This window comes from Lacticaseibacillus yichunensis (assembly GCF_003946405.1).
GTDB lineage: Bacteria > Bacillota > Bacilli > Lactobacillales > Lactobacillaceae > Lacticaseibacillus > Lacticaseibacillus yichunensis.
The window spans coordinates 1-13620 of record NZ_RHOG01000006.1 but is presented as its reverse complement, the minus strand read 5'-3'; the positions used below and the strand labels follow the sequence as shown (position 1 = coordinate 13620).

At 56.9% G+C, this 13620-nt stretch carries 13 protein-coding genes; 12 read left to right on the top strand and 1 reads right to left on the bottom strand.

Features of this window, described 5'->3' with window-relative positions; all coding sequences use genetic code 11:
• Positions 1–2: 2 nt before the first annotated feature.
• The 4 genes from EKM95_RS03015 (at position 3) to EKM95_RS03000 (ending at position 3647) form a co-directional block, all read left to right on the top strand.
• On the top strand, positions 3–2231 hold the full coding sequence (locus EKM95_RS03015; RefSeq protein ID WP_125696363.1) for a RelA/SpoT family protein: 2229 nt from the start codon (positions 3–5) through the stop codon (positions 2229–2231).
• A 53-nt stretch (positions 2232–2284) separates the two neighbouring features.
• Complete coding sequence (locus EKM95_RS03010; RefSeq protein WP_125696362.1) at positions 2285–2506, top strand: hypothetical protein; 222 nt, start codon at positions 2285–2287, stop codon at positions 2504–2506.
• Positions 2507–2577: 71 nt separating this feature from the next.
• Positions 2578–3024, top strand: coding sequence for a D-aminoacyl-tRNA deacylase (gene dtd, locus EKM95_RS03005; protein ID WP_125696361.1), 447 nt, complete (start codon positions 2578–2580; stop codon positions 3022–3024).
• Positions 3024–3647, top strand: a complete 624-nt coding sequence (locus EKM95_RS03000; protein ID WP_125696360.1) for an HAD hydrolase-like protein — start codon at positions 3024–3026, stop codon at positions 3645–3647. The genes dtd and EKM95_RS03000 overlap by 1 nt, the downstream gene beginning before the upstream one ends.
• A gap of 68 nt (positions 3648–3715) precedes the next feature.
• Here EKM95_RS03000 and EKM95_RS02995 read toward each other — a convergent pair whose 3' ends face one another.
• Positions 3716–5032, bottom strand: coding sequence for an N-acetylmuramoyl-L-alanine amidase (locus EKM95_RS02995; RefSeq protein ID WP_125696359.1), 1317 nt, complete (start codon positions 5030–5032; stop codon positions 3716–3718).
• 592 nt (positions 5033–5624) lie between these two features.
• Between EKM95_RS02995 and EKM95_RS11600 the strand changes: the two genes are divergently transcribed.
• From EKM95_RS11600 to EKM95_RS02960, 8 genes are all read left to right on the top strand, one after another.
• Complete coding sequence (locus tag EKM95_RS11600) at positions 5625–5894, top strand: hypothetical protein (RefSeq protein WP_164510065.1); 270 nt, start codon at positions 5625–5627, stop codon at positions 5892–5894.
• Between the two features lie 236 nt (positions 5895–6130).
• Positions 6131–7420: a histidine--tRNA ligase gene (gene hisS, locus EKM95_RS02990; RefSeq protein ID WP_125696358.1), complete on the top strand. Its 1290-nt coding sequence runs from the start codon at positions 6131–6133 to the stop codon at positions 7418–7420.
• Positions 7413–9218, top strand: a complete 1806-nt coding sequence (gene aspS, locus EKM95_RS02985; RefSeq protein ID WP_125696357.1) for an aspartate--tRNA ligase — start codon at positions 7413–7415, stop codon at positions 9216–9218. The genes hisS and aspS overlap by 8 nt, the downstream gene beginning before the upstream one ends.
• A 133-nt stretch (positions 9219–9351) precedes the next feature.
• A complete protein-coding gene (locus EKM95_RS02980) occupies positions 9352–10113 on the top strand; it encodes a nucleoside phosphorylase (protein ID WP_125696356.1) in 762 nt (253 codons plus the stop codon).
• Positions 10114–10248: 135 nt separating this feature from the next.
• Positions 10249–10686 (top strand): peptide-methionine (R)-S-oxide reductase MsrB, encoded by a 438-nt coding sequence (gene msrB / locus EKM95_RS02975; RefSeq protein ID WP_125696355.1) that lies wholly within the window; start codon positions 10249–10251, stop codon positions 10684–10686.
• On the top strand, positions 10686–11207 hold the full coding sequence (gene msrA / locus EKM95_RS02970) for a peptide-methionine (S)-S-oxide reductase MsrA (RefSeq protein ID WP_125696354.1): 522 nt from the start codon (positions 10686–10688) through the stop codon (positions 11205–11207). The genes msrB and msrA overlap by 1 nt, the downstream gene beginning before the upstream one ends.
• Before the next feature lie 114 nt (positions 11208–11321).
• The gene (locus EKM95_RS02965) at positions 11322–12242 is read left to right on the top strand and encodes a YitT family protein (RefSeq protein ID WP_125696353.1); all 921 of its coding nucleotides are present in this window, start codon (positions 11322–11324) and stop codon (positions 12240–12242) included.
• A gap of 153 nt (positions 12243–12395) precedes the next feature.
• Positions 12396–13286, top strand: coding sequence for a deoxyribonuclease IV (locus tag EKM95_RS02960; protein WP_164510071.1), 891 nt, complete (start codon positions 12396–12398; stop codon positions 13284–13286).
• Positions 13287–13620: the final 334 nt, after the last annotated feature.

Below are 13620 nucleotides of genomic sequence, written 5' to 3'. Positions count from 1 at the left end.
TCATGGCGGAAGAACAAGAATTGAGCCAAGCCCAAGTCATGACCATGTGCGAAGCGTACATGAATGAACAGGATCTGGCTTTTGTGAAAAAGGCGTACGACTTTGCCGCTTATGTGCACAAAGATCAAAAACGTCAGTCCGGCGAGCCATATATCATTCATCCGGTGCAAGTCGCCGGCATCCTAGCCAATTTGAAAATGGATCCGGTCACCGTGGCGTCCGGGTATCTTCATGATGTCGTTGAGGACACCAACATCACCCTCGGCGACATTCAGGAAGTTTTCGGCAAGGAGACCGCCGTGATCGTCGACGGCTTGACCAAGCTCAGCAAGGTCACCTATGTCGCCCATAAAGACGAACTGGCGGAGAATCACCGGAAAATGCTGTTGGCAATGGCCAAAGACATGCGCGTGATTCTGGTCAAATTGGCCGACCGCCTGCACAACATGCGCACCTTGATGCACCTGCGCCCCGACAAGCAGCGCCGCATCGCCAACGAGACGCTGGAGATCTACGCCCCGCTAGCCGATCGCTTGGGAATCAGTGCCATCAAATGGGAGCTTGAGGACCTTTCGTTGCGCTACCTCAATCCCCAGCAGTATTACCGCATCGCCCAGTTGATGAAGTCAAAACGCGGCGAGCGCGAAGCCTACATCGCCTCGGCCATCGTCGACATCAAACAGGCTCTGGCCGAGCTCAACATCAAATACGAGATCTACGGCCGGCCAAAGCACATTTACTCCATTTATAAAAAAATGCGCGACAAGCATAAGCAGTTTGATGAACTGTATGACCTGCTTGCGGTGCGCGTGATCACCGAGACCATCAAGGATTGCTACGCGGTGCTGGGCGCGATTCACACCAAGTGGAAGCCGATGCCGGGCCGCTTCAAGGACTACATCGCGATGCCAAAGGCCAATATGTACCAGTCGCTGCACACGACGGTCATCGGGCCAAAAGGCAAACCGCTTGAAGTTCAGATTCGCACCGAAGAAATGCACCACGTCGCCGAATTTGGTGTCGCGGCGCACTGGGCGTACAAGGAAGGCCAAACGACCGAGGTCCAATACGACAACGCCGGCAACAAGATCGACCTGTTCCGCGAGATCTTGGAGATTCAAGACGAAAGCACAGACGCCCATGATTTTATGGACAGCGTCAAAGGCGACATTTTCTCCGATCGCGTGTATGTTTTCACCCCGCGTGGGGATGTCTACGAGCTGCCAAAGGGGTCAGGGCCACTTGATTTTGCCTACATGGTCCACACCGAAGTCGGCAACCATTCCGTCGGCGCCAAGGTCAACGGCAAGATCGTCCCGCTGAATTACCAAATGAAAAATGGCGACATTGTTGAGATGCTGACCAACTCCTCCAGCCGCCCAAGCCGCGACTGGGTCAACTTGGTCTACACCTCGCGTGCTCGCAACAAGATCCGCCGCTACTTCAAGCTGGAGGATAAGGACGAAAATGCCGATAAGGGCCGCGACGCCCTGGAATCCCAGCTGCAAGACATGGGCTACCTGCCAAAGGACTTTTTGAATGGCAAACCGGCGATGGTCGAGCTGCTCAAGAAGCTCAACTTCAACACCGAACAGGAGCTGATGAGCGCGATCGGCTACGGCGAATACACCGCAAAGATCGTAGCCAATCGCCTGACCGAAAAGGCGCGGAAGGAAAAAGAGGCCGCCGACCAAAAGGAACGCGAGCAGGCGATGCTTGACCAGAACAAGAAGGTCACGACCCTGCAGCGGGAAGGCAAAAAACCGACCAGCCGCACCGACGATGGCGTGGTCATTGAAGGCGTCGACAACCTGCTGGTCCATCTGGCAAAATGCTGCAGTCCCGTGCCCGGCGATCCGATCGTCGGCTACGTCACCAAGGGCCGCGGGGTCACCATTCACCGCGCCGATTGCCCGAACGTTCAAGCGTCCCCGGAAATGGCTGGCCGCCTGATCGATGTCCAGTGGCAGAACATGAACGACCAAAGCCAGCTGTTTGACACCGACCTTGAAGTCTACGGCTACAACCGTGGCGGCCTGCTCAACGACGTGCTTCAGGTCCTCAACCTGCACAGCAAGAACCTCTCCAACGTCAGCGGCCGCGTCGACCACGACAAAATGGCCGACGTCCACGTCACAGTCGGCATCCGCAACCTCGCCGACCTCGACCACCTCATGGACGCCATTAAAAACGTCCCGGATGTGTATGAAGTCAAAAGGTCGAAAGGATAAGGATGCGGAGCCGAGCGTTTAGGTCTGAGCAGATAGTTCGGCCTGGACGGTTGATGGCGCACTTGGCCATCGAGCGGCCAGGACGACTATCTGTCTCAGACCTGCTCGGCGAAGCTCAACTAGGAAAGGATGCGGAGGCCCGCGGGATGGTCGGGCAGCCAACTTGGGGCGGGTGCTTGATGGCGCACTTGGCCATCGAGTGCACGCACCAGTTGGATGACCCGACCATGCGGGCCGCCGAAGCTCAACTAAAGGATGCGGAGCCGAGCGTTTAAGTCTGAACAGCTAAATCGGCCCTGAGTGTCACGCCTTCGCCATTTCCGTTTTCCCCCAGAAAGGATCCCCCATGCGCGCCATTGTTCAACGAGTTTCATCCGCCAGCGTCACAATCGAGCAGAAAGTCGTGGGGCAGATCGACCGCGGCCTTTTGGTGTTGCTAGGCGTCGGTCCGCACGATACCGCAGAAGATGCCCAGTACCTCGCCGAGAAGATCAGCAAGCTCCGTGTTTTCAGCGACGAAGCCGGGAAAATGAATCTCGCGCTGGCCGCTGTGAATGGGGCGGTGCTGTCCGTGTCGCAATTCACGCTGTACGCCGAAACGACGCATGGCAACCGCCCGAGCTTTACCCAAGCGGCGCCGCCTGAATTAGGGGAGGCGTTGTACAAGGCCTTCAACGCCGACCTGATTGCGTTTGGCGTGCCTGTTGAAACCGGTGAATTTGGCGGCGACATGCAGGTGGCGCTGGTCAATGACGGCCCGGTCACGATCTGTTACGACACGGAGGCGAAGTGATGCTGGTCAATGCGATCTGGGATCTGGATGGGACGCTGTACGACACCTATCCCGTGATGATGGCCGCGCTGCATGACGTCCTTCAAGAAGCCGGGCTCACGATCGCGCCGGCCGCACTCTTGCGCGAAGCCAAAGAGACCTCTGTTTTTGCCATCGCCGGCCGCGTGGCACCCGCGCTCGGCACGACCCGCGACCAGCTGCTGGCGACTTATCACGATAGGGAAAAACAGCGGCTACTAGAGGCCGAGCCGTACCCCGAAACAGCCGCTGTGTTGCAGGCCATTATCAAAGCTGGCGGCAACAATCTCCTCATGACCCACCGCGATGATAGTGCGTGGGCCTTGCTGGCAAAAGACGACCTGCGCGAGCTGTTTCTCGGCGGCGTCACGGCGCGCCTTCAGCTGCCCCGCAAACCTGATCCGGCCGCGATCAATTACCTGCTCGCGCGCCACCAGCTCAATCCCGTGGTCACCGCGATGATCGGGGATCGGCGGCTGGATGTTTTGGCCGGGCAGCGGGCAGGGGTCCAGACGATCTATTTTAACGTCGACGGGCTCAACGATGCCCCGATGGCGACGTATCAAGTCGAGCATCTGCACGAGATTCCGGCGTTTTTCCAATAACAAAGCGATTCAAAAAAGTCTCAGGCATTCCGCACACATCGCGGTTGACTGAGACTTTTTTCGAACGCTTATTGATGGTTGCCAGCCTTGAAGTAGCTGGTCAAGCCGCTGACAATGTCGCTGGCAATCTGCTGCTGATAGGCGGCGGACTTGATCTTGGCGTAATCGGAATCATCGTTGATGTAGCCCATCTCAAGCAAGACAGCCGGCTGCGTATTTTCCCGAATCACTTCAAAATCGCCGAATTCGACGCCGCGATTGGTCAGGCCCAAGCCTGTGAAGCTCTTGTTCAGGTAAGTGGCCAGCGTCTTGTCCTTCTTAACGCTGTAATAGTAAGTCGTGAAGCCGCTTGCCGTGTTGGCGTTTGGCGTCGAGTCAAAATGGAATGAGATGAAGGCATCCGCGTGGACCTTTTCGGCAACGGCCGGCCGCGGGGCGAGATCGACGAAACTGTCATCGCTGCGTGTGTAGATCACATTGACGCCTTGCGCCTTGAGCGCCGCGCCGACCTTGTTCGCCAATTCCAGCGTGTACGTCTTTTCCGACCCGCCACTTGTGGACTGGGCGCCGGAGTCGGTGCCGCCGTGGCCCGGATCCAGTACGATGGTCGCCTCGCTTAGGCTAGTCGCGGCTTTGGCCGTTGCGCTGCCTGGCATCGACAAGATCCAGCTGGCGATGTAGCCTTTTTTGCCTGTCGCGGTCTGGACGTAATACCATTCACCGGATTGTTTTAAAATTGTGACGCTTTGGCCCTTTGTCAGGCGGGTGACGATTGGCGCGTTGATGCCGGCCGCTTCGCGCACATTGGCCGCGGTGGTCGTGGTGGCCTTGACCAGCGTGACGGCGGCTTTCGTAGCGGCGGCCGCCGTCTGCTTCGGCGCTTCCAACGTCACCGTTTGATTGGTGATGTTGATCAGCTTGGTGTAGACCCAGGCGGCCGTATTTTGATACGCAATCTCGGTCCAATCGCCTTCTTGATAGATCACCTTCGCGGAGTCGCCGGGCTCAAGCGTGCCAAGCACCTTCGACGTCGTGGTCGCATACTGACGGACATTGACCTGCCCAGCCACCGTCGCAACCCGGGCCGTCGTGGTCGTCGCTTCGTTTTGATCGACCAGCCAAGAGGCGACCCAGCCGATGCGATTACCGGCGAGGCGCACCTGATACCACGAATTTTCCTTATCGATCACCGTCAGCTGGGTGCCGTTTTGCACCTGGCCCATCACACTGTAGCCAAGGCCGGGGCCAAGCCGCACATTGAGCACTGAGGCGCGGACGGTCAGCGTTTGATTATTGGCCAGCACCGTGGTCGTCGCCGCCGAGATCGCGACCAGTAGGGAAAAAAGCACGATCAACGGCCATTTTTTGAGTTGTTTGAAACGCATATTCGCATCAGTCCTCATCTAATATACGTCGATTATACCAAACCCGCGCCAGATAAGGCAGAGGGAGCAGAATTTTGTCGCGGTGCGGCTTTTCTAAATTCAATGGGTGGAGGAGGAAGACGGCGGGCGGGCTTCAGCCAGAAATGGCTGGAACGCTCCCAAGTAACTTTGAGCCCGCCAAGTACGCGGTCTCAAAGCTTACTTTCGTTGTAAGCGGCATAGCCGCTAACAACGACGAGGGGGCTGAGCCATTTCTGGCTAAAGCTCGCCCTTACATTGAACTTTGATCATATTTGGAATCAGCGCCTCATGATTCACGCGAACCACCTGCTCGGTGTCTTGGTTAGCCTGGATTGGTAAGTATATCTGTCTCGAGGCAATATTTGCCCTATCCACTGTGCGCTGATTGGGAGACCCTGCTTCAGTCAGAGGCCTTCTTGACTGATCAGCCGATTGCAAAGAATAAGCTCTGCGAAGGTCGAGGCGCTCGGTCGTTGGCCGAGTGTCCTGTCGTCACAAGTTGCTGTTTGCAGTGTTTGTGGAAGAAAACTTGATGCGTTTGTGGGCGTCAGCTTGAATGATTTCAGAGTAGGTGCAAAAGGTTACTGTCAATGCAGCAATTGGCAACAAAGTAGAAGCAATGTTGGATATCAGGGTGGGCTTCGGCCAGAAATGGCTCAGCCCCCTCGTCGGTGTTAGCGGCTGTGCCGCTTACACCGAAAGTGAGCTTTATGACCGCGACCTTTGCGGGCTTAAAGTCACTTGGGAGCGTTCCAGCCATTTCTGGTCGAAGCCCACCCTGGCGTTTTCTTGCTTTTTCAGCTTCGTTTTGCCCCCAGTATCATTGACAAGTTTTCATTAAAAACGTATGCTGAACCTAAATATTGCAGTGCCCAAGACGAAGTAGGATAGACCGCCACAAGCGACCCGGAATTGGTGAAAGCCGGGATCGGTCGAAAAGACACTTCTGAGGCAGATCCGCTCCGGTCGCCGCCGTTATGGCTAAGTGAAACAGTAAGGTGGTACCGTGCAACGCACCCTTCGACAAATCGAGGGGTGCGTTTTCTTTTGCACCTGCAAGAAAATGGAGGAACGACAATGAGTTATCAACGACCAAAAGGCACAGCCGACATTCTGCCTGGCCAAAGTGAGCTGTGGCAGCGGGCCGAGGCGATCGGCCGGCGCGTGTTTGACGCGTATCGCTACCAGGAAGTACGCACCCCGTTGTTTGAAAATTACGAAGTCTTTTCCCGCTCGTCTGGCGACACGTCCGATATCGTGACGAAGGAAATGTATGATTTCGAAGACAAAGGCGGCCGCAAAATGGCGCTGCGTCCAGAAGGCACCGCGGGCGTTGTGCGGGCCTATGTCGAAAATAAGTTGTACGGGCCGGAATTTGCCAAGCCGTACAAGGTCTATTACATGGGCCCGATGTATCGCTATGAACGTCCCCAAAGCGGCCGGCAGCGCGAATTTCATCAATTCGGCGTCGAGGCGTTTGGTGTCGATAGCCCAGCGCTGGACGCGGAAGTGATCGCACTTGGCAGCGACCTGCTCAAGGCACTTGGCGCAGGCAACCTCAAAGTGGTGATCAACACGTTGGGCGACCCGGCTACTCGTGAGGCTTACCACGCCGCGTTGATTGCGTACTTGACCCCATATCAAGATGAATTATCCGCCGATTCAAAGGTCCGCCTGGCGAAAAATCCGCTGCGTATCCTCGACAGCAAGGATAAGCGCGACCAGGAGATCGTTGAAGGCGCACCAAAAATTCTCGACTATCTGACGCCTGAAGCGGCTGCCCATTTTTCCGCAGTGCGCGGCTTCTTGGATGGCCTCGGCATTCAGTACGAGATCGACGCGGACATGGTGCGCGGCCTGGATTATTACAACCACACGATCTTCGAGATCATGAGTGATGACCCTGTCTTTGGCGGCGGCTTCACCACTGTGTTGGCTGGCGGGCGCTACAACGGCTTGGTCGAGGAACTCGGCGGGCCTGAGACGCCTGGCATTGGCTTTGGCATGGGCGTGGAGCGGGTGATGCTGCTGATGCAAAAACAGACCGTCACGACCAACTTGCCGGTGTACCTGGTCACCATCGATGACAAGGCCAACGCGGCAGCCTTGCAGCTGGCGCATGCGATTCGCCAGCAGGGCTTTGCCGTTGACATGGATTTTCTCGGCCGCAAAGCCAAGGCCCAGTTCAAGTCCGCCGCCAAGGAAAATGCGCAGCTCACCTTGACCATCGGCGAAGAAGAGCTGGCCAGCGAAACGGTGCAGGTCAAGAACATGGCCACCGGCGCGCAAAAGCCAGTGGCGTTTGCGGAACTGCGCACAAACTTTAAGCAGCTTTATGAGGAATTATTGGAGGCAGATCATGAGTAAACGCACAATGTATGCCGGCGATGTCCGGGCAAGTGATATCGATCAGACGGTGACCTTGAAGGGCTGGGTGCAAAAGCGCCGCAGCCTTGGGAATTTGATCTTCATCGATCTGCGCGACATTCATGGCATCGTGCAGTTGGTGTTTTCACAAGAATTCGGCGCCGATGCCTTGGCGATCGCGCAAGATGTCCGCAGCGAATATGTGATCGAGGCAACTGGCGTGGTCAAAGCCCGTGCGGCCGAGGCTAAGAACGCGGCGATGCAGACCGGCGAGATCGAAGTGGAATGCAGCCGTCTGACTGTTTTGAACAAGGCCAAGACGCCGCCATTTGACATTGACAACAACGTCAACGCCACCGAAGAGACCAAGCTGAAGTATCGCTACCTCGACTTGCGCCGGCCGGAAATGCAAGAGGCAATCATCACCCGCAGCAAGGTGATGCAGGCGGTCCACCATTTCTTCGATGACAACGGTTTTCTGGACATTGAAACGCCAACGCTCACCGCGTCCACGCCTGAAGGGGCGCGTGATTATCTGGTGCCGTCTCGCGTGTACCCGGGCAGCTTTTACGCCTTGCCGCAGTCCCCGCAGCTGTTCAAGCAGCTGTTGATGGGCGCCGGCTTTGACCGCTACTATCAGATCGCGCGCTGCTACCGCGATGAGGATCTGCGCGGCGATCGTCAGCCTGAATTCACCCAGATCGATATGGAGACCAGCTTCCTTGATCAAGAGGAGATCCAGACCCTCACGGAAGGCCTGATCGCCCGCGTGATGAAGGATGTCAAAGGCATCGACGTCAAGTTGCCGTTCCGCCGCATTCAGTGGCAGGACGCCATGGACAAGTATGGCTCTGACCGTCCGGATCTGCGCTTTGGCATGCTGATCCAAGATGTCTCCGCGCTAGTCGCGGACTCAGACTTCAAGGTCTTCAGCGGCGCCGTTGCTAATGGCGGCCAAGTCCGTGCCATCGTGGTGCCGGGCGGGGCAGAAAAGTATTCCCGCAAGAAGATCGATGAGCAACAGGACTACATCAAGCGCTTTGGGGCAAAAGGGCTCGCTTGTCTCAAAGTCACCGATGACGGCATCTCTGGCCCGATCGCCAAGTTCTTCGGCGATGGCAGTACCTTGACGAGCGCCGTGGCAGCCAATGCCGGCGACCTGATCTTGTTTGTTGCCGATCAACCGACCGTGGTTGCGGCTAGTCTGGGCTACCTGCGTGTGCATTTTGCCCAGGAGCTGGGTCTCATCGATCCGGACGATTACGAATTCTGCTGGGTCGTCAACTGGCCACTGTTCGAATACGATGAAGGCATCGAGCGCTGGGTTCCGGCCCACCATCCATTCACGATGCCAAACGAAGAGGATGTCCCGCTTTTGGACACCGATCCGCACAGCGCCCATGCCCAGTCCTACGACATCATCATGAACGGGGACGAACTCGGCGGTGGCTCGATTCGTATCCACACGCGCGAGATTCAGGAAAAAATGCTGCACGCATTGGGCTTTACGCCAGAGCGCGCGCAAAAGGCGTTTGGCTTCCTGCTTGACGCGTTGACATACGGTTTTCCGCCGCATGGTGGTCTGGCGATCGGCTTGGATCGCTTCGTGATGTTGCTGCTTGGCCGCGACAACATCCGCGACGTGATCGCCTTCCCGAAGAACTCCAAGGCCTCTGAGCCGATGACGAACGCGCCGACGCCGGTTGCGGATGTGCAACTGAAGGATCTTGGCATCGAGGTTCGCGGTGGCGTCGATCCAGACGAGGCCCACGCAGCGGATGATCAGCTGACAGAATAAGCATTGATTTGAAAAAGCGGTGTTGGCTCGCGCACCAGGCGCAGAGTCAACACCGTTTTACTTTCGCCGAAAATGGGCCGCGGGGGCTGATGGGAAAAGCCTTGTGCTCTGAATTTGGAAAAGAAGGTGTGCGATGACTGAGAATCGATTTTTGCCCCTCGGGTTTCCGGGCCGCGCCAAAGCGGTGATCGAACCGTTTCGCGATGAAGGATTCAATTTTCCGGCCAAGTTTGTGTTTGCGTTTGTGGGCGAGGACACGATCGCGGCCATGTGCCAGCAATATTCTGCCCAGCAGCTGGCGGTGTTTGAGACCGTCAGCAACACCTTCCCCATTTGGACGCTTGAGGTGGCCGGTGAGAAAATTGGGCTGTGCCGCGCGCCACTGGGAGCCCCGGCCGCCACGCAATTGCTGGAATTTGTGATCGCGTATGGCGCCCATGAGATCGTGGCCGTCGGGTCTTGTGGGACCTTGACCGCGCGCGAGGAAGGGGCCTTGCTGCTGGTGCGCGAGGCTTTGCGGGATGAAGGTACCTCGTATCATTATTTGCCGGCGGCGCCCAGCATTGCGTTTGAGGCGGGCTTTGGCGAGCGGGTGGCGGCGCAACTGCTGGCGCTCGGCAGTCCGGTCGAACGCGTGAAGACTTGGACCACGGATGCCTTTTTCCGCGAGACACCGGCGCAGATCGAGCGGGCGCTAGAGCTGGGGGTCACGGTCGTGGAAATGGAAGCGGCGGCGCTGGCGGCGTGTGCGCGGTATCGCAACGTGCGGTTCGCCGAGCTTCTGTTTACCGGCGACTCACTGGCGGACCCGAGCCATCACGATGCGCGCACGTTTGGGCTGGCTGCGCGGGAGGTGGCCACACGCTTGGCGCTTCAGGCACTGGCCCAAGTCTAGCGGTACACGCAAAATAACCAGGATCCGGCAATGATGACTGGCGCCTGGTTATTTTTTTGTAAACATTAACCTATGTGCAACTAAATCGCTGACAATCGAGATGAAAATTGGTATACTGGACGCGAGGTGAGGAAGATGAAGCAAACAGATGACGAATTGAAGCAAAGACTGACGCCTGAACAGTATGAAGTCACGCAGCACGCCGCCACGGAGCGGCCGTTTTCCGGACGGTATGATGATTTTTATCAAGATGGCATTTATGTGGATGTGGTCAGCGGCGAACCCCTGTTTTCCTCGGCGGATAAGTATGATGCGGGCTGCGGCTGGCCGGCGTTCACCAAGCCGATCGGCAAACTGAAGGAACATCGCGACCAGAGCTTTGGCATGGAGCGCGTCGAGGTCCGCAGCCAAGACGCCGGCTCACATCTTGGGCACGTCTTCACGGATGGTCCTCAAGATCAAGGCGGCCTGCGCTATTGCATCAACTCGGCGGCGTTGCGGTTCATTCCCGTTGCGGAGTTGGACAAAGCTGGCTACGGCGAGTATCGCAGTCTTTTTAAGGAGGCGCGCTGATGGCAGAGGAAACAGCGATTTTTGCCGGCGGATGTTTCTGGTGCATGGTCCAGCCGTTTGACCGCCAGCCCGGCATCGTGTCGGTCGTGTCGGGCTACACCGGTGGGCATGTGGCGAACCCGACCTATCGCGAGGTCACCAGCGAAACGACCGGCCACACCGAGGCGGTCAAGATCACGTTTGACCCGGCGGTGATCACGTATGCGCAATTGGTCGAGATCTATTGGCGCCAGACGGATCCTACCGACGCGATGGGCCAGTTCCAGGACCGCGGCGATAGCTACCGGCCGGTGATCTTCGTGAACTCGCCGGCGCAGCGGGAAGCCGCGGAAGCTTCCAGGGCCAAGCTCGAGGCATCTGGCAAATTCGACAAGCCGATCGTCACGACCATCGAACCTGCCCAGCCATTTTATGAGGCTGAAAGCTATCACCAGCAGTTTTACAAGAAAAATCCGTTGCGCTATGAGATGGAAGAAGAAGGCGGGCGGGCACAGTTCAAACGCGCCCACTGGCATGGTTGATCATCTAACACACAAAAATTGGCGAATCGGCAACGGCCGGCTCGCTATTTTTGCGGTTTCAAAAGGGTCCTGCGTGTTATACTGAATGCACACTGAATCAGGGAAAGGATAATCATGCAAGAGATCGATCGCTTGATCCGTCGTCATCAAAACTCAAGTCGGCTCACCGCCGCGTTGTTTTACAGTATCTGTGTGGCGGTGGCACTGAATATGTTCTGGGAGCCCGCCGGCGTTTTCGCCAGTGGCATCACAGGGGCGGCGCAATTGCTGGCCACTGTGGTCCGCAAGTGGTTCTATTTCAAAGTGGCGACCCCGTTTGGCCCAATTGCCAGCACCGATATTTTTTCGACCGGGACTTTGCTGTTTCTGTTGAACGTGCCACTGTTTGTTTTGGCATGGAAAAAGATCGGCCACCGCTTCACCATGTTCACGTTCTTGGCCGTCGTGTTTTCGACTGTGATGATTCGCCTGCTGGGCGGCCTCAAACCGCTGACCACAGACCCGATCGTCTGCGGGATCTTCGGGGCGTTGATCAACGGGATGGGCACCGGCTTTGCGCTGCGCAATAACCTGTCGACCGGTGGCCTGGATATCATTGGCATCGTGCTGCGCCGCAAAACCGGCACAACCGTGGGCACCGTGAACATCGCCTTCAACATCTTGATCATTTTCCTGGCGGGCTTCGTCAATGATTGGCCGCACGCGCTTTATTCCGCGATGGCGATCTTCATCAACGGCAAGGTGATCGACTCGCTGTTCACCCGCCAGCAGCGGATGCAGGTGATGATCGTCACGGAGCACCCTAAGGCCGTCGTCAACGAGATTCAAAATACGCTTCGGCGCGGCATCACCATCGTCCACGATGCAGAAGGGGCCTTCCGCCACGAGGAAAAGACGATCTTGTTCACGATCATTTCCCGCGCTGAAATGTACGAACTGGAAACGGCGATGCGCAAGGCGGACCCATATGCGTTTGTGTCGATCACCGAGTCCGTTAAGATCATGGGGCATTTCTACGAGCCAAAAGCGGATTGATCTTCTCGCACGGAAGCAGTATCGATTGATGATTGCAAACCGGCGTCGGTTCTACGAGCAAACGTAGATCAGTTTGGTGCGTCAATTTAGCAGCGTTGCACGAAAAAGCGGCCAGGTGCCGCTTTTTTCATAAGGAGGATAGCCATGAATGAATTGTTGATCGGAGCCAACGTCAGTATGTCAGGCAAGGGGATGTTTTTTGGGGCCGTTGAGGAAGCTGAAAGTTATGGCGCCACCACCTTGCAGTTTTATACCGGCGCCCCGCAAAACACGCGGCGAAAAACGACGGATCAGATGCGGATTCCGGAAGGTCTGGCCGAGATGACGGCTGGCGGCCTGTCGCATCTGGTGATTCACGCGCCTTACATCGTCAATCTCGGCAATACCATCAAGCCAGAGAATTACCCATTTGCGGTGCAATTCATGCAAGAGGAGGTCGCGCGCGCCGAGGCGCTGCACGCCTACAGCATGCCATTTCATCCCGGGGCGCATGTCGGCGCCGGCGCACCGGCGGCCATTGCGCAGATCGCCCGCGGTCTCAACGAAATCATTTCAGCCGACCAGCATGTCACCATCGCGCTTGAAACGATGGCAGGCAAAGGCACAGAAATTGGGCGGACGTTTGAGGAGTTGGCTGCAATCATCGACCGAGTCGACCGCCAGGACAAGGTGCGGGTGACCATGGATACGTGTCACATGAGCGACGCCGGCTATCCGGTCCGCGACGATTTCGACGGCGTCCTCAACGAATTCGATCACGTGATCGGCCTCGACAAATTGGCGATCATCCACCTCAACGACTCAAAGAATCCTCAAGGTGCCCACAAAGACCGCCACACCAACATCGGCATGGGATCGATCGGCTTTGACGCGCTGTACGCCATCGCGCATCACCCCCAGCTCGCCCATCTGCCGAAAATTCTTGAGACGCCATATGTCGGGACCGACCCCAAACACAAACACGCGCCATATGCTGTGGAGCTGAACTGGTTGAAAACAGGGGTGTTCCAGCCAGAGGAGTTGACCGCGCTGGCAGAGGCGTAGTACCACATGTTCTTTTGCAAAAGGTCCTACCAAAATTGAACTGATGCTCGATCGCCCGGTGTTTTTGCTGGGCCTTTTTGATTCTGTTGCGACAGTCGTATACCCCATTGATGGACGCATCTGATGCGCCATCTATGTACCCCCGATCCGGTCGGGCCTTTGACCGGACCGGGGGCCACACAAGTTGTAAGCGGCAGGCCCTCGCCAGTCGCAACTTGTGTGATTGCATTGCTCTTTGAAAACTTGGTTGGCATCCGTGCCGCCGCCATATATCGATTGCTGGTGCAGTAAGCTTAGGTCATGTAGGCTTAGAATTTCGGTGACCTTCCCGCTT